Here is a 21,668-nt window from a genome sequence, read left to right as displayed (position 1 = left end):
GTATTCATTCTATGGAAAGCCTTATCGACAAGGCGTTGGACGAGGTTCCGGGCAAATGGCAGAGCCAAGCGGGCAAAGCCGATGCGAGGAACGATGTTTAGCGCCTTATTCTCATCAGGCTCGGACAGACGACACCCAGCCCGCCAGATAAAGGCGCACTCGAATCTCCCCTGTCACAGTCGGAGCGCCGGTTACCGTCAGGCCATTGGCCTGCCAGCACAGCGCTTTTATTTCTGAAACCGGCGGCGCGGGGTTCAACCCATGTTTTCCGTCTGCCTCAGCTTCTAATTGGACAGCATTGCTGTCCTAATTACGTATGACAGAATTCAAATTGCCTCACAAGATGGAAACGCAATTTTTCTCAGCAACTTCCGTAATAAAATGTCGCATGCCCATATCTTTGAGACTTTTAATTGCGCATACGGCTTATTGCGTCAGTTTGGCGCGGCTTAAGGTGAACGCACAAAGCATGGAAAAGTGACAGGCCGCGTCCGTTTTTTCATCATTTTCAGTATTATCGCCTTTCTCAAGTCCCGTTATAGACAGTCGGCAGCAGCTGTCGCTGACACACTGGAATCGTTGCGAGTGGAGACAACCGTGCATTTTGCTTCAGACAACTGGGCGGGCGCCCATCCGAAAATCGCCGAAAGCCTTTCGCTGCATGCAGCCGGTTTTGCCGCCGCCTATGGCGCGAGCGAACTCGACAAGCGCGTTGAACAACGTTTCAACGAGGTGTTCGAGCGCGAAGTGGCCGTCTTTTTCGTCGGAACCGGAACGGCCGCCAACTCGCTGGCGCTGGCCAGCGTCAACCGTCCGGGCGGCGTTTCGCTGGTGCACCGCGAAGCGCATGTCATCGAGGATGAATGCGGCGCGCCTGAATATTTCACCGGCGGCGCGCGGCTGCATCCGATCGATGGCGCATTGGGCCGTATCGACCCCGAGCTTCTCAAGCGCGAACTGAAGCGCTTCAACCCGGCTTTCGTCCATGCCGGACAGCCGATGGCCGTCAGCATCACGCAGGCTACGGAAGTCGGCACGCTCTATCAACCGCAACAAATCGCCACCATTTCCAAAATCTGCCGCGATGCCGGTCTGCCGCTGCATATGGATGGCGCCCGCTTCGCCAATGCGCTGGTTACACTGGGCCTGACCCCGGCTGAAATGACCTGGAAACAGGGCGTCGATATCGTCTCCTTCGGCGGCACCAAGAATGGCTGCTGGTGCGCGGAAGCGCTGGTCTTTATGGACCCGGCACGCGCCAAGGACCTACCGTTCATTCGCAAGCGCGCGGCGCAGCTCTTCTCCAAAACGCGTTTCGTCGCGGCCCAGTTCGACGCCTATCTGCAGGACGACCTCTGGCTGGAACTGGCGCGTCATTCGAACGCGCTGGCGGCCCGACTCGCCGGACACATCAACGCCTCAAGCCAGATGCGCCTTGCCTGGAAGCCCGAAGCCAATGAAGTCTTCGCCATCATGAAACAGTCGGTTTACGACCGCCTGCGTAATGCCGGAGCGATCTTCTACGACTGGAACCCGCCGCATTCGGAAGAAAACCGCATCAGCGAGGGCGAGATTTTCGCCCGCTTCGTGACCAGCTTCGCCAATACGGAAGAAGATGTGGATCGGTTCGGCGACATGATCGCTTAAACAAAAAAGGCGGCGCTTTGCAGCGCCGCCTTTCTCATATCTATAGGCTTATCCGCGATTAGTGCGCGGTTTTCGCTTCGATCTGCTGAGCGCTGTCGGAACCAGCCTTGGCGACTTCGATCTTGCGCGGTTTCATCTGTTCAGGAATCTCGCGCTTGAGGTCGATGTGCAGAAGGCCATTCTTGAGGCTTGCACCAGCGACTTCGACAAAATCGGCAAGCTGGAAGCGGCGCTCGAAAGCACGCGAAGCAATACCGCGATAAAGCACTTCACCGATATCGGACGCCTTTTCGTCAGCCTTCTGGCCCTTCACGGTCAGCTGGTTGCGATGGGCTTCGATTTCGAGTTCGCTTTCGGAAAAGCCCGCGACGGCCATGGTGATACGATAGGTGTTCTCACCGGTGCGCTCGATATTATACGGCGGATAGGACTGGCTACCTTCCGGCGAAGCGAGCGAATCAAGCATGGTGAAAAGCCGGTCGAAACCAACCGTGGAACGATAAAGCGGGGAAAAATCTACGTGACGCATGTGTTAGCCCTCCTTTAGAGCGACATGATGCATGGTTCGGTATGATCCTTGTCTAAAAACCGCTTTGCGGTGTCCGGGATCATACATGGCGGCGAAACTCCCTTATTGGCGAATTCCTTTATGCCGGCGGCCCCTTTGTGGCGACCGCAAAACTCATTTGGGAATGGCTGTTTTGCTTTTCAAGGCCGTTTTCAAACAAGAACCGTTCCGGCATTGCCTACACGGCATGTCACTTCGCGTAACAACTCCTGATCCGTAGCGGGCTACTTTTTTGGGGGCAACGCACGACCTGAACCCAAAATGAACATCATCTTCCACGAGCGTTCATTTGCTTGGGGCTAATGTCCCGTCATGCCTGTCACTCGACAGGTTCTATTAAGGATCACGGTTATGAAAAAAGCTGTTCTCGCTTTTGCCGCACTTGCCACCGTCGCTACTGGCTTTGCGACCCCTTCCCTTGCAGACAGCTCGGGCTTGCGCGTCCAGGTTCAGTATTACGACAATGATGGTTATCGCCCCCGCCCGCCGCGCCCGGATGCACCGCCTCCCGGCTACGGACGCCCGGACCGCCGCCCCGACTGGGGTGATCGCGACACGATGCGCCCGCGTGAAGTGACCCGTATGCTGGAACGCCGCGGCTATGCGGTCGGTGACATGCGCAGGGATCGCGACACCTATTTTGTCCGCGCCACACGCCCGAACGGTCGTCGTGTGATCGTCATGGTCGACGCCTTCTCTGGACGTATCGTCGGCGAACGCCGTCCCGACCGTTACTAACCATCTCAAAATACGGAACGTCTGGCGGCAACGTCCCTTGCCGCTGACGATCCTTTGGCCGGAAGTTCGCAAGCGAACTTCCGGTTACTTTTTGTCATCATTTCGCGCATAATAACGGAAACGATCAGGGCATTATCATTCGGGAAAGGCTGCGCAACGGATGTCGGAACTGCTGTTCGAAACCGATGCGAATCCAATTCCGCATGGAATACGGTCGGGCTTTTTCACAAGCCATTCCGACTATCCCGACAGGACATTGCGTTATAGCATCCTGAAGCCGGAAACTGGCCCTGTGCGCGGCACGGTGATTGTGCTCCAAGGCCGAAACGAATTCATCGAAAAATATTTCGAGACTATGACCGAGCTTGCGGCGCGCGGCTTTGTCGCCGCCACCTTCGACTGGCGCGGACAGGGCGGCTCGCATCGGCTGCTGCCGGACAGGCTTCGCGGTTATGTTCGCAGTTTCGACGATTATCAGGAAGATCTCGATCATTTTCTGATCGACATCGTTTTGCCCGACTGCCCGCCGCCCTTCTATATTCTCGGCCATTCTTCCGGCGCCATGGTGGCCCTGGCCTCGATGGGCAGCCTGTCGTCCCGCATTACGCGCATGGTGCTGTGCGCGCCCTTCATGGGCCTTGCTGCGCAGAAACTGAGCGATGATGTTGTGCGCCGCATGGCCGCCACGCTGCGGCGCATCGGGCTCGGCACGCTCTATGCGTCCGGCAAAAAAAGGCTGACAGCACGGCCATTTGCGGGAAACCCGCTGACCAGCGACCCCGCGCGCTTTATGCGCAACACGGAAATCACGCGCCTCTTTCCCGATCTGGCGCTGGGCGGCCCGACAGTGCGCTGGGTTTGGGGGGCGCTCGAAACGGCACGCCGCATCAATCAGCCGGACTTCTATGAGGAAAGCCCCAGCGTGCCGGTGCTGATCATTGCCGCAGGCGATGACCGCGTCGTCTCGACGCCGGTGCTGGAGCGCTTTGCTGCGCGCACGCGCAATGTCTCACTGATCACCATCGATGGCGGGCGTCACGAACTGTTGCAGGAAGCCGATTTCTATCGCGAACAGCTCTGGGCCGCGTTCGACGCCTTCATTCCCGGTTCGTCGGATGTAGAAACCATGCCGGAAACCATCGAGCCTGAATTTTCCGGCATCTGACAAGACGGTTTGGGGAATTAGCCCAACGCGCCGATTCCCCGCACCAGAATTTAGCCGTTCAGCAGTTCAAGCGCGGCCCTGTGCAGTTCCGGCGTGGCGGCTGCGACGATATCGCCAGCCTCTTCCGCCGGGCCGCCATCGCGGCGCGTAACCACGCCGCCCGCCTGTTCGATTATCGGGATCAGCGCCACGATATCGTAAGGCTGCAAGCCGGACTCGACAACGATATCGACATAGCCGCCCGCAAGCATGGCAAAGGCGTAGCAATCGACACCATAGCGCGACAGGCGCACAGCGCTTTCAAGGCGGTCGAACCCCTTGCGGTTTTCGCCTTTGAACAGGGCAGGCGTTGTGGTGAACAGCGTCGCATCCGCCAGTGTCGCGCCCTTGCGCACGGAAAGACGGCGCGGCGCGTCGCCATCGCCTTCACGCAGCAGATAGGCGCCCTCGCCGTCGCTATAAAAAAGCTCGCCCGTGAAAGGCTGCGACATCATCCCGGCGCGCGCATCGCCATCCACCGTCAGCCCGACCAGCGTACCCCAGACCGGCAAACCCGATATGAAGGCGCGCGTGCCATCGATAGGGTCGATGACCCAGACGTGGCTGCGGTCAGTATTTTCGGGGCCATATTCCTCGCCCAGAATGCCGTGCTCCGGATAACGGTGGCCGATGACGGCACGAATCGCCCTCTCCGCAGCACGGTCCGCTTCGGTAACAGGGTCGAAACCGACGCTGTATTTGTTGTCCACCGCGTTCAACTGACGAAAGCGCGGTAAAGTTTCAGCCGCCGCTGCCGCTGCCACTTCGGAAAAAAATGCCTTGTCGATGAGCAACCCCATCCTCCTGTTTCCATGACATGGCTGCAACTTGTGCATCCATGCTAATTTTGCTCAATTATTGAGCAAGAAAAAATTCGCCCAAAAAAGATGCGCATTTTCTTGACGCAACCAGCTTTAGCGCGTAGCTTAAAGACTAGACAGGTCTTCCTGTCGATGCCTTTCGGGGCATTTCCTCCCTAGTCTTTGGCCGCGTTCGTATTGCTCGAGCGCGGCTCTTTTTATCGGCATGAGACCCGGACTGGTTGCGGCCTTACCTATTCGGCAGCCAGCGGCGGCGCGATGAACAAATCATCCGGAAGCGATGTAAGATAGCTCAGAAACTGATGCAGATCGCCACATAACGTTTCGAAGCCCGCAAGTTTGTGCAGCGACTGCTCGTTCACATAGAGACTGCGATTGATCTCAATCTGCAAGGCATGGCACGCAACGGCTGGCCGACCATAATGCTCGGTGATGAAACCGCCCGCATAGGGTTTGTTATGCGCAACCGAATAGCCCAGTTCACGCAGCAGCTCGATGGCCGCCTGCGTGAGGCGCTCGCTGCAGGAGCGTCCGAATCGGTCGCCAATGATGAAATCCGGGCGGGAGCCCACCTCCCCCGGACGCACACCCCCCGGCATGGAATGACAATCGATCAGAACCGCATAGCCGAACCGCTCGCGGGTCGACTGCAACAGACCTTCCAACGTGCGGTGATAGGGCTTGTAGAGGCTTTCGATGCGGTAAAAGGCTTCGGCAAGGGGGATTCTCCCCGGATAGATCAATTGCCCCTCGCCCACCAGACGCGGCACCGTGCCCAGACCACCGGCGACACGCGCCGACTGGCTGTTGATGAAGGGCGGCAAGGTTTCGGTGAACATGCGCGGATCAAGCTCATAGGCTTCGCGATTCACATCGAGAAATGCGCGCGGGAAATGGGCTTTCAGCAGCGGTGCGCCGAGCCGCACGGCAGACGCGAACAGCTCATCCACATAACAATCTTCCGAATGGCGGATGCTGAGACTGTCGAGGCGGGATAATTCCAGAAAGGATTGCGGATAATAACGACCGCTATGCGGCGAGTTGAATACGAACGGAATTCGCTGCTCTGCCGGAGCATTCACCTCGAAAGGCGGTATCAGGCTGAAATCACGCTCCAAACTCATATTTTGATCCGTCTATGCATGTCTTGTTTGCGGCGGCTGGACACAGCGCACCGGCAGGCTCGACAAATTACGTCAACCGCTTCGCCGGTGCAAATACCAACAGGGAACGCCGAATTCGATCACGAACTGAAAACTGCGGCAATCCCGTCACAAATGACAGGTTGTTGCCAAATGCATGCCATAACAATTAACATTCGCGCGAGCATTCATTTCATATTTACCAAAGAAGCGTTTTCTAGAGTGGAAAATTGAATCGTTCACGCTGTCCAAGCACTGGAGCGAACGATGGGAAATTCGGACGGACCAATGAAAAGAATTCTTCTTGCTGAAGACGACAACGATATGCGGCGCTTTCTCGTGAAGGCACTGGAAAAGGCCGGCTATCACGTGACTCACTTCGATAATGGCGCCAGCGCCTATGAACGACTGCAGGAAGAGCCGTTCTCACTGCTGCTGACCGACATCGTGATGCCGGAAATGGATGGGATTGAACTGGCGCGCCGTGCGACGGAAATCGATCCAGACCTGAAAATAATGTTCATTACGGGATTCGCAGCCGTCGCCCTGAATCCTGATTCTGACGCCCCGCGCGACGCGAAAGTGCTTTCCAAGCCGTTCCATCTGCGTGACCTGGTGAACGAAATCGAAAAAATGTTGATCGCCGCCTGAGGCGATCACTGGCCAAGGCGCGGTTTTCCGGGCTTTTGAAAAGTCTTCAACAAAAAGACGAAAAAACTTCATAAAAGGGCATTGACGGGCGCAACGCGATATGGTGTATGCGCCACATCGAATGGGCGTATAGCTCAGCGGGAGAGCACTACATTGACATTGTAGGGGTCACAGGTTCAATCCCTGTTACGCCCACCATTCGATCCAGAAAGCCTTGTGTTTTCAATCACTTTCTTCCCCATTACAAATAGTATGTCTGCCGCGCTTGTGTGAATCTTGAATGCAAGTGACCGGCTTCGAATATGTGTTTATCCTGCCCGCACCCTTCGAGCGCGAGCAGGACTTGCCGTTAAAGATTATATTGTTGGCGCGCGATATCCCCGAGACCGGCTTGATCAAGGTTCGTCAAAGGCGCTAAAAAAGTCACCTGAATTACGCCCGGATCGCGTCCGATTTCGATAGCGCCGTTGATCGTAGCCCGGTTGCGCACTTCCGAAACGGTCATATCCAGCAGCTTTGCCGCTCTTTCCAGGCCATTGACAATAGCCGCGTTCATATTGGCCGCCGTGCCAATGACGGAAATCGGCGCCACTTCCTCAACGACTTTGACGCCCCACTGTTGAGCCAATTTTGCACCGCGTTTCTTTTCTTCCTCCGTGAAGGGCCTTGCCAATGGCGGCAGATCCTCAAGCAGCGGAAACAGCACGGGACCGTCATTATTGTAGCTCTTCAGCACCTCGACCTGCAGGGTGACGCTTCCGGCCACATCCATTGTGTGCCCTGCGATTTCGCCATCCCCCTGGGCAGCGTGCATGTCACCCATATAGACGCCAGCGCCTGGAACCTTGACGGGGCAAACCAGAACGGCACCGGCGCGCACCGCATCGATGTCCATGTGCCCATCGGTCTTGTGCTTCTGCAATTCCTCCTGGCTCAAGGCATAAGGGTGCGGCGCACCGACAAGGAACGCGCCGAAGTCGCCAGCGTTATGGGAATCCGGCATAGCCTTCGAAGGGGTTGTGCCCAGCTGCCCAAGAAATGGGCGCATGCGCACAATGGCGCCGACGAGATCAGCCGGAGCGTAGTTCAACACGGAGTGCTGCACCGATTGATCAGGTAGCGACGCATAGTGATTGGCATTCTTGGCGATGCGTTCCGCAGCGTCCTTGTTGACCGTCAGGCCAACATCCTGCGCTTCGTCGAACACCACCGTGTAACCATGCACAATCTCGAATGGCTTGATCGCCGTTCCGCATTTGTTGCAGCGCACGGAATCCTGTCCCACGCCTTCAATATGCGTTTCGGGCCAAACTTCTTCACAGACAGGGCAGCGCGCCGCAACAAACGGATCGCCGAGACAATATTTGTTCGAAACGGCGTCGTGACCGGACGCTGTTGCCAATGAGGTTACGGAAATATCGCGAATGCGGATGACAACACCGTCGCCAACCTCTGCGCCCTCAATATAGACTGGCTTGGTCACTTCGTGTCCACCGCGGAGACGCGGCGTAATCATCGGCCCCCAGCAACCTGGCGCGGTATTGGCGATGATCGTGCCGCCATTCTGCAATGGACCCAACATCGGTTCGGACGGGTCCAGAACACTATTGGTAAAACCGTCTACGACGACGCTCCGCTTCGCAATATTGGATGGTGAATCTGCCATGGTCGCTCTCCCGCTGGTTTGTATCGAAGCCAGATCATAGCTCCGATAGCCTTGACCACAAGGAAAGAACGCCGAGACCTTGCCGGACCGTGCATGAAATGCCCCCTCTCCGGCTGCTCGCGACCGTAACGGGCGTGGCGCAATTAGCGCTCACCTCCCGTTTCAGCCATCAGCGTCTTCTCTGGACAAGCGGCCTGCTGAAGCCGCTATTTGGGCGAGGTAATGACCTTTGCGAATCCTCCAAGGGCACGATCATTCAACTCCAAAATTTCGATCGCTAACCACCGATAAATTATCCGCAGCATGGCCGTTCATGAAGTAGGTTGTAGCAGCTTTGATTCTGCTATTAACATTCAACTTTACAAGAATAGATTCTATATGTGACTTTACCGTTCCGGGACTAATATTCAAAATCTTGGCAATTTGCTTATTCGTGCAACCGTCCAATACGAGCCTAAGTATCTCTTCTTTCCGATTGCTCAACAAGCCGGAGTTCCTACGCCGGTTCCCCATGGAATTTATCTCATTTGAGTAACACGTGAACCCGGAATTAATAACGGATATTACATCATGCAAACCGTCGATTGAGGTACTCCTCTTGATAACTGATTTTATATTGTAACTATCAAATCCACCGCGGCGAAAGCTACTGTCATCGCCAACCATCAATATTATTGGAACGAGTGGCAGTTTTTCTTTAATCTTTTCAAGTGACCCCGTCAGGATTGATGGGGAACAGTCACCGGCAATTAACACCGCTGACAATATCAAGTTTTCGATGTCTTCAGACCAATCTGAAATCGAATTACACCCGTAAATACAATAATTTTTGTCGATGTTCTTTAAGCCATGCATTGTCCCTCGTAAATATATATCATGGCTGTCTATAATTAGTAAATTCATTTTATTATCCACTTAAAATAGACGAATCAATTAATAAAGTATATATATGCAGTAATTTATATTAAATATCATTAAGTCCAAATTATTTCTAAAAATTACGCCCCATAGATTAAACATTGTTTATTCCCCATAGTTTAAATTATATAAAAATATCTCGATTAATTTCTTCCCTATTTTTAAGAGCCTGAATCAAGAAGCGGCATGTGTGTGCGAAAATGGTGATTTTCGAGTACCGGAGCGGAGCGTATTCAAGGTACGTGAGCACCGGAACGCAGAAAATTGCCATTTGCAGCCACACAGGGCGACTTTTGGAACAGGCTCTAAGGTGCTCTCAAGAACAGATCGCGCTCAGCGGCCCGTCTGCGCGTTAAACCGGGCAACGCCATTCCACCCGCCTTGTTCCATCGCAAAAATTGTTCTGCAGCTTCTGTATATTGACCGTGGTTCAGGAGGCGAAGCAGCGTCGAGCCTTTCAGATTGGCCAGCCCTAGATTGAATGCGAATGATACGAGAGCATCGAATTGATTCTGGTTCATACTGACGGCGACATACTGGATGACGCCCCCTTCGAATTTCCTCAAATCACTTTGAAGTAAATCCTCTGCCTCCAATTCCGTTAAAGGCCGGTCAAATCGCTCTGAAGGCAGTATTAAATGGCCATAGCCGATAGTCCATTTTCCTACAGCATCTTTGTATTTCTCGAGCCTCAAACCTTCAAACTCTTTAATCAAATTTAGACCAGATTGACCTATTCTTCGTTGTTGCTCCATAACAATAACCTCAGGATTGACGAACGGGCTGTATGTGACGTGTGTACTCGTCGATCAAACGCATCACGCTTTCCGGCGGCTCAAACGATGCAAACTCCATCTCGATATCTACATGGCTGGGGCAGCGCCCATTTTTGTCATGCGCAGTTGGAGAGAGGCTTACAATAAAGCGGTTCGTCGTTTCTTCCCCGGAAAGAGCAGAGGCGTCCATTGGCTCGATGGCTTCTGTACAGACGGTCAAGAATACTTTCATCTTTTCCAGAAGAAGCCCGCGAGGCGTAGACATCGCCACTAGAGGGATTTTGATTTGATGGTCGTCATCCAGCTCGATATCAACGACTTTAGGCTTAAGGCGCCCATCGCCAATGTCGTCAAAGAAAGGCTCCATAGCCTGTAAGTATTGACGCGCGACCAATCGGTTTGCTGCCATGGCTGCGTGCTGCATACCGAGTGCAATTTCATCTATTGATAATACCGGTCGATTACTTTGAAAAAAATTAGATCCATGATCTTTTGAAGAAGTATCAGATTCTTCAATTCCGGTCTTTTTATATAACCAATCTTTTATAGACATAATACTACCTTTTGGGTGAGAAGATCGCCCAGCGATCTTCTCACCTCGATTCAATTTTATTAATTAATAATATTTAATATTAATATTTGTAATTAATTAATTTATTATTGGCTTAATTTGTGTCGCCTCCATTATTATTTTCGCTAGGAGTGAGCATCAGGTTCTTTGGATCCGTCTTAGGGAAATCCACGGCTTTGACATCCTTGTGCATCACAGGCTTGGTGGCAGCGTCTGTCAGGAAGTCAATGACTCGCAGCAGCGCTTCCGGCGCAGGCTGACGCTTTACCTGGGTATGAATGCTATACTTCGCCCGGGTGTCCGTTGATCGCGTTTGTTCGGACTTATGCGATACGCGACCTGCTAGTTTAACGCTGAAAGGCCCCCAGCCGATGCTGCCTTCGGCCGTTGCATCAGCCTTAGTCGTGCTCTGGGATTTTTCTGCCTGCGTAACTTCCAGCTCAAAATCAATAGTACCCTCTTCAATGCAAATATTGGGGTGAGCAATAGTTGCAAGCAAAGGAATACGCATAGTCTTCTTGAGCGTAGATGGAGTTCCATCTTGCTCGTTGATTACGGTCTCGTCGTAATCGAACTGAACGGCAATAGCGACGCCGTCCTTAATACATACCTTTAACAGAAATTCTGCATAGCTGTGGCTCGCCTGTAGCTGAGCCTTAATCATGGCCTGCAGCGGCCCGCCGATCATATCTTCGACGGGCAGAGCGTGAATGACAGAACCAATAAAATTCGTATCCATTTTTCAAATCCTTAATTAAATATATTGATGTGGACCACATGAGACACAGTAATGGAATTGATGAAGCGCCGAAATCCGCTGCATAACCGTGAGCGGCGTGGCCTAGTTTCACTGCCATCAGACATATGTGGAACAGCATAGTATGTAGTTGTGGGGGTCGCGTCAGATCGGTGACTGCGCCCCATGTCTGAACCAGACCGTGTGTCGAGACCGCACTATTCCTTTGGCGCGCGTTGCTTGTCGCTTGATGTATCCGACAAGCGAAGCTTCGGCGGTTCTCCATCCGCGAGACAGTTGATCACAACGTCAACGATCCCGGAGGCAACAAAATCCGCCCGAATTCTATTTTGGAGTTCTGCGCCTTCCTTGCGGTCTCTCGTCTGCCCAAGGGACCATATGGCAACACCGATCAACGCATCTGGATTAAGACGCTTCAGACGGCGGATAGAGAACCTTCCGCGTGTCGCGTACTCCACATTGAGATAGCAGACCACGATAGCGGACGCCTCGGCGACAGCCTCTTTTTTCAACTGGCTTGGCAACAAGCCCGCATGGCCGATAACAGTGGCGCGCGCACCCTGTACGGACAGCACCTGAGCCACCATTTCGGCGGTAATGTCATCCAGCGCATCATGGCCGCCGATACAGACGACAGTTCTCCCCTCACCGGGCGGAAGTTCGACCTTGGCCTTTTCCTTGGTGGCCGCATCGACCGTCACATCTTCATCGTTGTCCAGTTCTTCATTTGCAATCATGCGAAGATTGGCAACAAGCATATCTGCGCTGCTGGTGACGTCCTTCAGCTGCTTTTCATTCAGCGCCCCGCGCGCCCTGTCCTGTTCCGCAAGGAGGAGCGCCGGGATGGCAACAGCGCCATAATATTCAACCAGAAACTTCTCTTCGAGGATTTCTTCCGCATTATCCGTTGCTTCGATCGGGTCTCCCGCAAGCAGGCGTTGATAGAGCCTCTCTTCCGGGTCTAGGACCGGCTCGTCGCCGAACAATATCTCGAAGAACTCAAACTGCGGCACATGCCGCCCCAGCACTACGAGACAAACCGTCAGCGGGGTTGAGAGTACCAGCCCAACAGGTCCCCAGAGCCATGCCCAGAAGATCGCGGATACAATGATTGCAAGGGGGGACAGTCCTGTTCGCGAGCCGTATAGCCACGGCTCGATGACGTTATTGCTGATGAGTTCCACAATGATGAAGAGCGCGATGGTGCAGATGAGCAATGTCCAGCCGGGCGAAACCGCAAATGCCAGAAATATCGGCATGACCGCAGCAATCACCGGCCCGATATAGGGCACAAATCTCAGCACTATAGCGAGCATGCCCCACAACAGCGCATTGGGTATGCCAAGCAGCCACAGGCCGATGCCCAATGGCACGCCATAGGCAATATTGACCATGAGTTGGGTCAGCAGATATTGACCGACGCGACTACCAGCTTCCTGAAGGGCTTCGGTGGTTCGATGCAAATCGCCATAACCGACAAGCCGGATAAACCTGTCGCGCAGTTCTTCCCTTTCAAGCAGCATGAAAACCACGACCACGATGACAAGGCCGGTTGTCGCCAGCGGGCTGATCAGCGGCCCCAGAACGTTTTCCAGCGTTTCGATGGGGCTGCGGCGCGAGAAGACTTCAACCAGCACCGGTTTTCTCTCCGGCTCCGGATTGATCCCGGGAACATCCGGCTTTTCTTCCGGACTGTTGATCTCGGCCCCTACCCGTTCGGCGAAGCGGTTCAAGCGGTCGATGATCCCGCCTTCCGTGCCTGCCTTCTTCAAATTCCGTATTTTCTCAATGATGTTGTACTGGTAGGTCGCGATGTTCTGCCCAACCTCCGTCACCTGAAAGGCCAGGATCGCGCTGAAAATCGCGATGATCAGGAAACCCCCGACAACACTGGTGATGATCGCCACCAGCCTCGGCAGCCGCAGCCGGCGGAGGAAGGCCACAATCGGCGCCAGCATGAAGGTGAGCAAAATCGCTATGGCCAGCGGCAGGAAAACATCTTTGGCGAAATAGAATATGGCAATGACCCCGGCCATCGCGGCCAAAGTCGGCAACCTGGTGTTGGCTGAGTTCAACGGCAGATTTCGATTAGGAACCCCACCATAACGGTCCATAGTGCATCCGGCTAATAATTGGTCACCTTATTAATGGAGATGACCAGTTTTTGTTCCGTGAATTGAACCCACAAGACGCGAGATAAGATAAAAGCGGCCCTGCAGCCGCCTTTTGTCAGAACTTCGCACCGACCCGCAGTGCGAATGCGTGGTCTCGCGCGCCAGAGCCGCCGAAGCCGGTCTGATATTCTACGCCGGTGGTCCATGCATTTTCGAAACTGAAATCAAGCGACAGACCGACATTTCCGCTATCGCTGCTCTCGCCTTCGATGTCGAGCGCATAAGGAAGCCCACCGAGTGCGCTGTAGCCCATTGCGGTCCGGCTCGCCCCTTGAAAATCATGCGCGTATTCTGCCCGCACACCCGGCGTCAAACGGCCCCATGTGTAGTCGATGGCGTAATTGGCGCGCAGACCAACCACACCCGTGACGGTGTCCACGGTTTGATCGCCATAGGTCAGCCGATAGATGCTGTCTCCGCTTTCGGCATAGCCATCGAGCCAGGAACGCGACATTTCCAACCGGCCATAGGGTGAAACCAGCCACGTTTCCTGACGAAATTCGTAGGCCGCCGTCAGAGACCCGAACATCTGGCTGCCGTCGCGTTTGCCGTCGGTCAAACTTCCGTCTGTCGTGATGAAACGGATGGAATCAAAATCCAGAATGCTGCCGCCCACCAGCGCATCGATAAAGAAATTGTCGAGCGGCTTGAAACTGCCATAGAAGGCAGCGCTGTAAGCATTGGCACGGCTTTCCGTGCCGTTGTCACCAATGTCGGTCCGATCCCGCCCATAGCCTACGCCAAAACCGGCCACGAACCGTTCCGAAAACCGATAGTCGATACCGCCACTCACGCCCACAAGCGTATAGTCCAGATCGAGCTTGCCACTATCGCGCTCACCAAAATTGACGAAGCCGCTGCTCCAGAATGCGAATGGTCCAAGGTCAGGGTCCAAAGCTGGTGCGGGCTGTTCCGGGTCCTTCAGGCCGATCACCTTGCCCGGAAAAGCATTGCGCTTTTCCGGCGCATAGCCAAGGGCCGCATTGGGCGTTGCAGACGCTGAAGAAGACCGGTCGGACGGGTCCACCGATGCCGCGTTGGACGCCTGCCCGCCGAGCCGTACACCGAGACTGGACTTTCTGCGGTCGCCTTCATCATGCAATTGCTCAAGCCGGTTTTGAAAATTCCGGGTTTGAACTTGCGCAAAACGTCGTGCCGCACTTGTCTGCGCGTTCAACAGGCCGATCACTTCGGGATCAAGCGTCGGGTCCGGGAAGACCGGCACCGCACGGCTGACAACCACCGTGTAGCTGCGATTGGCGCCGCTTGGCGCAGTTACAACAATCGAAACCGTATTCGCACCAACCCCCAACCCCACCGGAGCGCTTGAACTTCCCGACGCAACATTGCTTCCTGCAACACTTACCCGGGCGGAAGGCTCGGAAACGGTTGGCACGAATGAAATGCTCTCGACACCATTCTCGACATTGACAGAATAGCTGAGCGTCTCCTTGTCAAATGCCGGGTCCAGCGATCCGACGCTCGGAACAAGGCTCGCAAGCGTTGCATCCGCCGACACGGCGCGCGTGACATTCACCATATAGCTGCGTGTCGTTCCATTTTGCGCAATGACGACAACCGTTAGGGTCGTATTGCCGATGCCCAACGGGAACGCACTGCTCGCGCTACCGGACGCAACGGCTGCTCCGTTGACCGTGATGGTTGCCGTCGGATCAGCGGCAGTGGGCGTCAGTTGTAACGACGATGTTTCGGTTGGAACCGCCAGCGCGTAAGTCGTCGCGCTCGGCGAAAATGCCGGGTCAAGAGATCCAGCGCTCGGAACAAGGCCCACCAGTTCGGCATTGCCGGACTGCGCGCGAATGACATTGACCGTATAGCTCTTCGTGGTGGTTCCATCCTGCGCGGTAACAGTCGTGGTAACCGTGTTGCTCCCCACCACCAATGGGATTGAAGCGCTGGACGTTCCATTGGGCGTTGATGCCCCATTGACGACAGCCGTTGCGTTGATATCTGCAAGCGATGGTGTGAACGAAATGCTCTCCACATCGTTTGCGACATTCAACGTGTACGAGCTCGTGTTGGGAGCAAAGGTCGGCGTTAAAGTACCTGTGCTGGGAATAAGATTCTGCAAATTCGCATCGGATGATTTAACAACTGAAATATCCAATATGTTGGACGCAAGATTTTTATTTCCAAAAAAACTCACGGCAGCGTTTTCTGGTAATTGTATCTGAACCGATTCACTACTTTGAACCCGCATTCGAAGCGTATAAACTATATTGTTAACGGATGAATCCAAACGATAAGTAATATCATGGAGTCCTGTAGTGGATATCTCGAAATCGTTCTGGTCCAGCCCCGATACCGCTTCCGAGAAAGTGATGGTAATGATCTTCTCCTCGCTGGAGGCGGGCGACGACGTTGAAAGCACCACTGTTGGATTGGCTGTATTAACAAGAACCCCGTTCGTAGCACCAACATTGTTGAGTGTAAGATCGGCTGGCTGACCCGCGTTGGTCTCAATTGTCCCGCCGTTCAAAACTATCGCAGGCCCAATGCTAATCCCGTTTGCATCAATGTCGCCAGGCTGGATAGTATAGGAGAAAGTTAAGCTGTTGCTGCTTACATTCCCTGGTGTTGGTGTATAAATCGCATTTCTTAGGGTTGTACCTATAACGATTGGTATAACCGGATTCCCAATTACGGAAAACAAATCATCAAAATTCACGACGAAGTTCAACTTATCACCGGCTTTGTAGTAGCCGGATCTTGGAACGGTCACTGACATGACGGTCGGATTTTGTCCCAATACAGTAATTGTTACTGTATTTGAAGCACTGCCAGTGTCGTCCGTTACTTGATATGTGAATGTATCGACGCCGCTGAAATTCGGTGCAGGTGTATACGTGAAGATTCCGGTTTCAGGAAAGAAATTGGTAATGATGCCATGCATCGGGTTTGATGCCAGTGAATAAGTTAGCGTTCCGCCAACAGTCGCCCCAATCCAACCAACGATAGACCCATTGCTAAATATAACATGTTCTATCGGGGCCGCCGTCGGCGCGGATTGAGCCGCCAACGAACCGGATATCAAGGCAAAAAGCCCGACTATCATCGCACAAAGATAGCGCCATCCCGGCGCGCCACGCATCCCCGCTAGTGTCCCCGACCGCACGATGTCCCCCTTGCCCCGAACAGCTTATTTTCTGTCACTAAAATGCATTGGCGACAAGAGAACATTGAATAGACATACAGAAACATTTAAAATACGGCATATGTCGTATTTTACATTGTCTTTAGAAAACAACTTTCAACACTGCATGGAATGCCTGAATATCACTGCGCGCATGAGTAGAAGATGGTTTGTGGTCGCGTCCTGTCACAAACGCTGATCAATCAATCATTATTTTTGACATGACATTGCCTTGCGGCAGCGGTAACTGCTCGTTTTAAAATAACGGTTTGGCGGGTTATTATGTCGACGGGCATGCAGGAAACAAAGCCGCTGGTCGGAATTGCGCTGGCATCGGCTGGCTATGCATGCTTCGCCTTGCAGGATGCACTGGTGAAATGGCTCGTCGCCAGTTATGCCGTGCCCCAAATCCTCTTCATGCGCAGTCTGGTCATTGTCGTGATTACCGGCGCTTTGGTGCGCTATTACCGCCACCCGTCGATCATGCACAGCCCCTATCGCGGCACGCTTGTCCTGCGTGCCGGGCTGATGCTGTTTGCATGGCTTTTGTTCTATAATGCCGCCAAGTTTCTTGGCCTTGCCGAATTGACCACGCTTTATTTCTCCGCACCGATCATGGTCATGTTTCTGTCCATTCTCGTTTTGAAGGAGCGGATTGGAACCGGACGCTGGATTGCCTGTTTCGGCGGCTTTGTGGGCGTTGTCATCGCGGCCAATCCGGGCCATTCGCCAAACCTGATACCCGCCATCATGTGCGTAGTGGCTGGCTTTTGCTGGGCATGGAGCACGATCCTGATCCGGCTCGTCAGCCGCAGTGAAACAACGCTGACGCAGATGTTCGCAACCAGCCTGATCTTCGGCATTGCCTGCGCAGTTTCCTTTCCATGGCTCTGGCAATGGCCGGATGGTATGGGCTGGGCGCTCATGTTCGGCCTCGGCTTGATCGCAACGCTTGGCCAGTATCTTCTCTACGAAGGGTTTCGTCACGCGCCCGCATCGGCACTTGCTCCGGTCGAATATACTGGCCTCATCTGGGCCTTTGTCTATGGCTATGCGATCTGGGCGGAAATTCCGGCAACAAACGTCTTCGTTGGCGCCTTGCTGATCGTCGCTTCCAGCTTTGTTCTGGTCGGGTGGGAACGCTACGAAATCTCCGCGAAGCGCAGGCGCGCCGTCTGAGACGGGCGTGTTCGCTAGACGGCGAGAATATATAGCCAGAACGACATGGTGACCGCTGAAAGCAGCGTGCCGATGAGAATGGCATTGGCCGCCACACCAGAGGCGCGGTTATAATAAGTTGCGAATATATAGACATTCACACCGGCGGGCATGGCTGCAAGCAGCACGCCATAACGCGCAGTTTCCATGGGAACTTTCAGCACGCCGATCATCAGCGCATAGGCAAGTGCTGGATGCACCATCAGCTTGATGATCGATGCGATCAGAGCCTGTTTCCAGTTTTCCGACAGCTTGAATTGAGTCAGCGCGCCGCCGATACCAAACAGCGAAACCGGCACGACCGCCTGCGCCATCATCGAGAAAAACGCATCCGCAGGCTCGATGAGTTTGATCCCGAGGCTGGAGCCGATGATGCCGGTGGCAATACCCCAGATCAGCGGATTGGAACCGATGCGGCGCAAGGCGACGATAATCGTCTTGCTCAAGACCTGACCATCACGGCGCACAAGCTCCATCGTCATCATGCCGACCGTCAGCAGGATCGCACCATGCAAACCGATGATCGACAAGGTAACCGGCAGCGCCTGATCGCCATAGGCGCGGGTCATGATCGGCAGGCCGATCAGCACCGTGTTGGTGAATGTGCCGGAGAACCCGACGGACACGCTCTCGCCTGGGCGGTTTCCATAGACTTTGCGGGCGATGGTAATGCCAAGCACAAAGCAGATGATCGCCGCGACATAAAACGGGCCGATGATCTTGAGATCGAAGGCGGAACGAAAGTCGCTCGTCGTAATTGAGTAAAACAGCAGGCAGGGCGTCGCAAAATTGTTCACGAAGGAAATGAGACTGCCGACACCAGAAGCGGGAAAGAACCCCGTTTTCACAGCAATAAAACCAAATGCCATGAGCGCGAATATCGGCGTTATAACGTAAATGATATCGATCATTTCAAGACTTCATGGAGATTCAACTTTCGCAATTCTCTTTTTATTATCAAATAATATTATTCGATCAATAAGAGAATACGAATATCCACGTCATAAATATCGATAAATTTAAATCCAGCTTCCACATAAGCTCAATTAATGCTTCGAAGCCACCTTTATGTTCCGACATTAACCGCGAAGATCATTAATATTTAACTATATGCGACGCTTTGCATATTTGACCGGGAACCACCCTGTCCTGTCAACATAATATAAAGGCTTGCTGGTGCTAATATCGCCTCAAGCAGGGGTTGCAGACCCTCAAGAGCTTTTAGGCAAAGGTGCGCCGGATAAAAACGCTTGCGTCGACGCGCACCAAGAGCGGGGAAATGAATCATGAATGAATCCATTCGGGAAATTCTGGCAAAGGTCGGCGGATTGCCCATAGCCGTGACCGACATTGCAGACGATGCCGATCTTTATACGGCGGGCCTGTCGTCCTTCGCCTCGGTGCAGCTGATGCTGGGCCTTGAAGACAAATTCGACATCGAATTTCCGGATCAGTTTCTGAACCGCAAATCCTTTGCGAGCATCAGCGCGATTGAACAGACCATCACCAGCATCCTCAAGGATAACGAGGCCGCATAATGAATGCAGGCGGGGGGAACAGCCTTTCCGAGCGTGCCGGTCGCGTAGCAGCCATCGCCGGAAAATTCGCTGATCAAGTCGATAAGGAAGGGCGCTTTCCGCGCGAAGCCATCGATGCGATGAAGGCCGAACGATTGCTGGGCATTCAGGTGCCGCGCGATCTGGGCGGCGAAAGCGCCGAAATCGACCAGATTGCAGAACTCTGCTGCATTTTGGGGCAATCCTGTGCCGCAAGCGCGATGATCTTCGCCATGCACCACATCAAGCTTTCGAGCCTTGTGGAACATGGGCAATCGGTTGAATGGCATCGCGGCTTCATGCGCGACGTTGCGGACCAGCAGTTGCTGCTTGCGTCCGCCACCACGGAAGGCGGCATTGGCGGCGACCTGCGCAATTCCATCTGCGCAATCGAAATCGACGGCGACACCTGCCGTCTGGAAAAGAACGCCACGGTTATTTCCTATGGCGTCTATGCCGATGCAATCCTGATCACGTCGCGCTCGCACGAAGGTGCAGCTTCGTCCGATCAGGTCATGACAGTTTTCCGCAAAGACCAGTACACGCTGGAAAAGACCAATGAATGGGACACGCTGGGCATGCGCGGCACCTGTTCGGAAGGCTTTGTATTTCGCGGCGAAGCGGACAAGGTGCAGATCCTGCCGCATCCATTTGCCGAGATTGCCGCGCAATCGATGCTGGCCCAGTCACATACATTGTGGAGTTCGCTCTGGTACGGCATCGCCGTGGACGCAGTGAACCGCGCGCAGGCTTTTGTGCGCGCCGCAGCGCGCCGCAATCCGGGCGCACCGCAGCCGGGCGCTTTGCGTGTCGCGGAAGCCTCCAACATGCTGCAAATGCTGAAATCGGAAATCGTCGCCTGCCTCAAGACTTATAAGGACGCGAAGCACGACGCCGACAAGCTCGCTTCCATGGGCTTTGCCATAGCGATGAACAATCTGAAGATTGCCGCATCGCAGACCATTCTGCAGGTCATCAACCACGCCATGCTGGTGTGCGGCATCATGGGCTACAAGAACGGCACGCCCTACAGCCTTGGCCGCCATTTGCGCGATGCGCATTCGGCGCAATTGATGATTTCCAACGAGCGCATCCTCGGCAATACGGCGACCATGCTGCTCATTCACAAACAGAACACAAGCCTCTTGGGATAACGCCATGGACGCGCAAAGATCTTTTCTCAACCGGCTTTTCGATGCCGGACTGCTGATTGAAACCGGCGTGGACGGCCTCTATGGACGCTCCGGCCAGTTTGAAGATGTCATCGTGGCCTTCGAGCGCCTTATTGACCGCACCGGCGGCGGCGATGGTGCCGAAGCGATCCGCTTTCCGCCCGGCCTCAATCGCGCTTACTTCGAAAAAAGCGGCTATATGAAGAGCTTCCCGCAGCTGGCCGGCACGGTGCACAGCTTCTGCGGTTGCGAGCTGGATCATATCAACCTCATCAAATGCATGGATGAGGGGCAAGACTGGACGCTGGAGCAGAAGGCAACGGACATCGTCCTGACGCCCGCCGCCTGCTACCCGCTTTACCCGACCATTGCCAAGCGCGGTCCGCTGCCGCAGGGCGGCGGCCTCTATGACCTGCAATCCTATTGCTTCCGCCATGAACCTTCGGTGGACCCTGCCCGCCAGCAGTTGTTCCGCATGCGCGAATATGTGCGCATGGGCACGGAAGCGGATGTGATGGAGTTCCGCCAGCTCTGGATAGAGCGCGGCACGGACATGATGAAGAAAGTCGGCCTGCCGGTGGAAATCGACGTGGCGAACGATCCTTTCTTTGGACGCGCGGGTCGTTTGCTGGTCAACAACCAGCGCGACCAGAACCTGAAATTCGAATTGCTGATCCCGATCACCAGCGTCGAAAAGCCAACCGCCTGCATGAGCTTCAACTATCATCAGGACCAGTTCGGCGTGAAATGGGGCCTGTCGCAACATGACGGTGAAGTCGCGCACACGGCTTGCGTCGGTTTCGGACTGGAGCGCATCGCATTGGCGCTGTTCCATCATCACGGCCTCGACGTCAAAGCCTGGCCAGAAAGCGTACGCAACGAATTGTGGGGTTAAAGCATAATCCGACCGGAGTGAAACGAGGATCGATCAAGGT

Annotated in this window: 19 protein-coding genes, 1 tRNA gene and 1 pseudogene; 9 read left to right on the top strand and 12 right to left on the bottom strand. The window is 54.2% G+C overall.

Annotated features, from left to right (window positions below):
* Positions 1-597: 597 nt before the first annotated feature.
* Positions 598-1,647, top strand: a complete 1,050-nt coding sequence (locus ABWW11_RS15825; protein ID WP_109368028.1) for a threonine aldolase family protein — start codon at positions 598-600, stop codon at positions 1,645-1,647.
* Positions 1,648-1,705: 58 nt separating this feature from the next.
* Here the strand turns inward: ABWW11_RS15825 and ABWW11_RS15820 are convergent, their stop codons facing one another.
* A complete protein-coding gene (locus tag ABWW11_RS15820) occupies positions 1,706-2,176 on the bottom strand; it encodes an Hsp20 family protein (RefSeq protein WP_109367764.1) in 471 nt (156 codons plus the stop codon).
* A 390-nt stretch (positions 2,177-2,566) separates the two neighbouring features.
* Between ABWW11_RS15820 and ABWW11_RS15815 the strand changes: the two genes are divergently transcribed.
* Positions 2,567-2,953 carry a PepSY domain-containing protein gene (locus tag ABWW11_RS15815; protein WP_109367765.1) on the top strand — a complete coding sequence of 129 codons (387 nt, stop codon included), beginning with the start codon at positions 2,567-2,569 and terminating at the stop codon, positions 2,951-2,953.
* Positions 2,954-3,113: 160 nt separating this feature from the next.
* Positions 3,114-4,118 carry an alpha/beta fold hydrolase gene (locus ABWW11_RS15810; RefSeq protein ID WP_109367766.1) on the top strand — a complete coding sequence of 335 codons (1,005 nt, stop codon included), beginning with the start codon at positions 3,114-3,116 and terminating at the stop codon, positions 4,116-4,118.
* Positions 4,119-4,168: 50 nt separating this feature from the next.
* Here ABWW11_RS15810 and hisN read toward each other — a convergent pair whose 3' ends face one another.
* Positions 4,169-4,951 (bottom strand): histidinol-phosphatase, encoded by a 783-nt coding sequence (gene hisN / locus ABWW11_RS15805; RefSeq protein WP_109368029.1) that lies wholly within the window; start codon positions 4,949-4,951, stop codon positions 4,169-4,171.
* 260 nt (positions 4,952-5,211) lie between these two features.
* Positions 5,212-6,102 carry an N-formylglutamate amidohydrolase gene (locus tag ABWW11_RS15800; protein WP_109367767.1) on the bottom strand — a complete coding sequence of 297 codons (891 nt, stop codon included), beginning with the start codon at positions 6,100-6,102 and terminating at the stop codon, positions 5,212-5,214.
* 306 nt (positions 6,103-6,408) lie between these two features.
* On the opposite strand from ABWW11_RS15800, the gene cpdR reads away from it, so the two are divergent.
* Positions 6,409-6,771 carry a cell cycle two-component system response regulator CpdR gene (cpdR, locus tag ABWW11_RS15795; protein WP_002966536.1) on the top strand — a complete coding sequence of 121 codons (363 nt, stop codon included), beginning with the start codon at positions 6,409-6,411 and terminating at the stop codon, positions 6,769-6,771.
* 123 nt (positions 6,772-6,894) lie between these two features.
* A tRNA-Val gene (locus tag ABWW11_RS15790) sits at positions 6,895-6,969 on the top strand.
* Between the two features lie 151 nt (positions 6,970-7,120).
* Here ABWW11_RS15790 and ABWW11_RS15785 read toward each other — a convergent pair.
* From ABWW11_RS15785 to ABWW11_RS15750, 8 genes and pseudogenes are all read right to left on the bottom strand, one after another.
* Positions 7,121-8,437, bottom strand: a complete 1,317-nt coding sequence (locus tag ABWW11_RS15785) for an acetamidase/formamidase family protein (protein WP_109367768.1) — start codon at positions 8,435-8,437, stop codon at positions 7,121-7,123.
* 252 nt (positions 8,438-8,689) lie between these two features.
* Positions 8,690-9,340: a response regulator transcription factor gene (locus ABWW11_RS15780; protein ID WP_109367769.1), complete on the bottom strand. Its 651-nt coding sequence runs from the start codon at positions 9,338-9,340 to the stop codon at positions 8,690-8,692.
* Between the two features lie 175 nt (positions 9,341-9,515).
* Positions 9,516-9,626, bottom strand: a pseudogene (locus ABWW11_RS15775) (flagellar basal body P-ring protein FlgI); the annotation flags it as partial.
* Between the two features lie 34 nt (positions 9,627-9,660).
* Positions 9,661-10,110: a lysozyme gene (locus ABWW11_RS15770; RefSeq protein WP_109367770.1), complete on the bottom strand. Its 450-nt coding sequence runs from the start codon at positions 10,108-10,110 to the stop codon at positions 9,661-9,663.
* A 10-nt stretch (positions 10,111-10,120) separates the two neighbouring features.
* Positions 10,121-10,684 (bottom strand): DUF2589 domain-containing protein, encoded by a 564-nt coding sequence (locus ABWW11_RS15765; protein ID WP_109367771.1) that lies wholly within the window; start codon positions 10,682-10,684, stop codon positions 10,121-10,123.
* 112 nt (positions 10,685-10,796) lie between these two features.
* The gene (locus tag ABWW11_RS15760) at positions 10,797-11,441 is read right to left on the bottom strand and encodes a DUF2589 domain-containing protein (protein WP_109367772.1); all 645 of its coding nucleotides are present in this window, start codon (positions 11,439-11,441) and stop codon (positions 10,797-10,799) included.
* 215 nt (positions 11,442-11,656) lie between these two features.
* Positions 11,657-13,573, bottom strand: coding sequence for an AI-2E family transporter (locus ABWW11_RS15755; protein ID WP_109367773.1), 1,917 nt, complete (start codon positions 13,571-13,573; stop codon positions 11,657-11,659).
* 115 nt (positions 13,574-13,688) lie between these two features.
* Positions 13,689-16,745: a cadherin-like beta sandwich domain-containing protein gene (locus ABWW11_RS15750; protein ID WP_109367774.1), complete on the bottom strand. Its 3,057-nt coding sequence runs from the start codon at positions 16,743-16,745 to the stop codon at positions 13,689-13,691.
* 324 nt (positions 16,746-17,069) lie between these two features.
* Between ABWW11_RS15750 and ABWW11_RS15745 the strand changes: the two genes are divergently transcribed.
* Positions 17,070-17,966, top strand: coding sequence for a DMT family transporter (locus ABWW11_RS15745; protein WP_109367775.1), 897 nt, complete (start codon positions 17,070-17,072; stop codon positions 17,964-17,966).
* Positions 17,967-17,980: 14 nt separating this feature from the next.
* Here the strand turns inward: ABWW11_RS15745 and ABWW11_RS15740 are convergent, their stop codons facing one another.
* Positions 17,981-18,916: an AEC family transporter gene (locus ABWW11_RS15740; protein ID WP_109367776.1), complete on the bottom strand. Its 936-nt coding sequence runs from the start codon at positions 18,914-18,916 to the stop codon at positions 17,981-17,983.
* A gap of 375 nt (positions 18,917-19,291) precedes the next feature.
* Here ABWW11_RS15740 and ABWW11_RS15735 point away from each other — a divergent pair, with 375 nt between their 5' ends.
* The 3 genes from ABWW11_RS15735 to ABWW11_RS15725 are packed head-to-tail and all read left to right on the top strand — an operon-like array spanning position 19,292 to position 21,628.
* Positions 19,292-19,543 (top strand): acyl carrier protein, encoded by a 252-nt coding sequence (locus tag ABWW11_RS15735; protein WP_109367777.1) that lies wholly within the window; start codon positions 19,292-19,294, stop codon positions 19,541-19,543.
* Positions 19,543-20,715 (top strand): acyl-CoA dehydrogenase family protein, encoded by a 1,173-nt coding sequence (locus ABWW11_RS15730; protein ID WP_109367778.1) that lies wholly within the window; start codon positions 19,543-19,545, stop codon positions 20,713-20,715. The genes ABWW11_RS15735 and ABWW11_RS15730 overlap by 1 nt, the downstream gene beginning before the upstream one ends.
* Before the next feature lie 4 nt (positions 20,716-20,719).
* Complete coding sequence (locus ABWW11_RS15725; RefSeq protein WP_109367779.1) at positions 20,720-21,628, top strand: amino acid--[acyl-carrier-protein] ligase; 909 nt, start codon at positions 20,720-20,722, stop codon at positions 21,626-21,628.
* Positions 21,629-21,668 lie beyond the last annotated feature (40 nt).

Origin of the sequence: Brucella sp. NBRC 113783 (genome assembly GCF_040372265.1) — a bacterium.
In the GTDB taxonomy this organism is placed as follows: domain Bacteria; phylum Pseudomonadota; class Alphaproteobacteria; order Rhizobiales; family Rhizobiaceae; genus Brucella; species Brucella teleogrylli.
The sequence above is the reverse complement of the archived record's forward strand: the minus strand, read 5'-3'. Positions and strand labels throughout refer to the sequence as shown.

Excerpts from the sequence above, each read along its gene's own strand:
- ABWW11_RS15820 (WP_109367764.1), bottom strand. The coding sequence starts at position 2,176 with ATGCGTCACGTAGATTTTTCCCCGCTTTATCGTTCCACGGTTGGTTTC.
- ABWW11_RS15815 (WP_109367765.1), top strand. The coding sequence starts at position 2,567 with ATGAAAAAAGCTGTTCTCGCTTTTGCCGCACTTGCCACCGTCGCTACT.
- ABWW11_RS15810 (WP_109367766.1), top strand. The coding sequence starts at position 3,114 with ATGTCGGAACTGCTGTTCGAAACCGATGCGAATCCAATTCCGCATGGA.
- ABWW11_RS15800 (WP_109367767.1), bottom strand. The coding sequence starts at position 6,102 with ATGAGTTTGGAGCGTGATTTCAGCCTGATACCGCCTTTCGAGGTGAAT.
- cpdR (WP_002966536.1), top strand. The coding sequence starts at position 6,409 with ATGAAAAGAATTCTTCTTGCTGAAGACGACAACGATATGCGGCGCTTT.
- ABWW11_RS15785 (WP_109367768.1), bottom strand. The coding sequence starts at position 8,437 with ATGGCAGATTCACCATCCAATATTGCGAAGCGGAGCGTCGTCGTAGAC.
- ABWW11_RS15780 (WP_109367769.1), bottom strand. The coding sequence starts at position 9,340 with ATGAATTTACTAATTATAGACAGCCATGATATATATTTACGAGGGACA.
- ABWW11_RS15770 (WP_109367770.1), bottom strand. The coding sequence starts at position 10,110 with ATGGAGCAACAACGAAGAATAGGTCAATCTGGTCTAAATTTGATTAAA.
- ABWW11_RS15765 (WP_109367771.1), bottom strand. The coding sequence starts at position 10,684 with ATGTCTATAAAAGATTGGTTATATAAAAAGACCGGAATTGAAGAATCT.
- ABWW11_RS15760 (WP_109367772.1), bottom strand. The coding sequence starts at position 11,441 with ATGGATACGAATTTTATTGGTTCTGTCATTCACGCTCTGCCCGTCGAA.
- ABWW11_RS15755 (WP_109367773.1), bottom strand. The coding sequence starts at position 13,573 with ATGGACCGTTATGGTGGGGTTCCTAATCGAAATCTGCCGTTGAACTCA.
- ABWW11_RS15750 (WP_109367774.1), bottom strand. The coding sequence starts at position 16,745 with ATGCGTGGCGCGCCGGGATGGCGCTATCTTTGTGCGATGATAGTCGGG.
- ABWW11_RS15745 (WP_109367775.1), top strand. The coding sequence starts at position 17,070 with ATGTCGACGGGCATGCAGGAAACAAAGCCGCTGGTCGGAATTGCGCTG.
- ABWW11_RS15740 (WP_109367776.1), bottom strand. The coding sequence starts at position 18,916 with ATGATCGATATCATTTACGTTATAACGCCGATATTCGCGCTCATGGCA.
- ABWW11_RS15735 (WP_109367777.1), top strand. The coding sequence starts at position 19,292 with ATGAATGAATCCATTCGGGAAATTCTGGCAAAGGTCGGCGGATTGCCC.
- ABWW11_RS15730 (WP_109367778.1), top strand. The coding sequence starts at position 19,543 with ATGAATGCAGGCGGGGGGAACAGCCTTTCCGAGCGTGCCGGTCGCGTA.
- ABWW11_RS15725 (WP_109367779.1), top strand. The coding sequence starts at position 20,720 with ATGGACGCGCAAAGATCTTTTCTCAACCGGCTTTTCGATGCCGGACTG.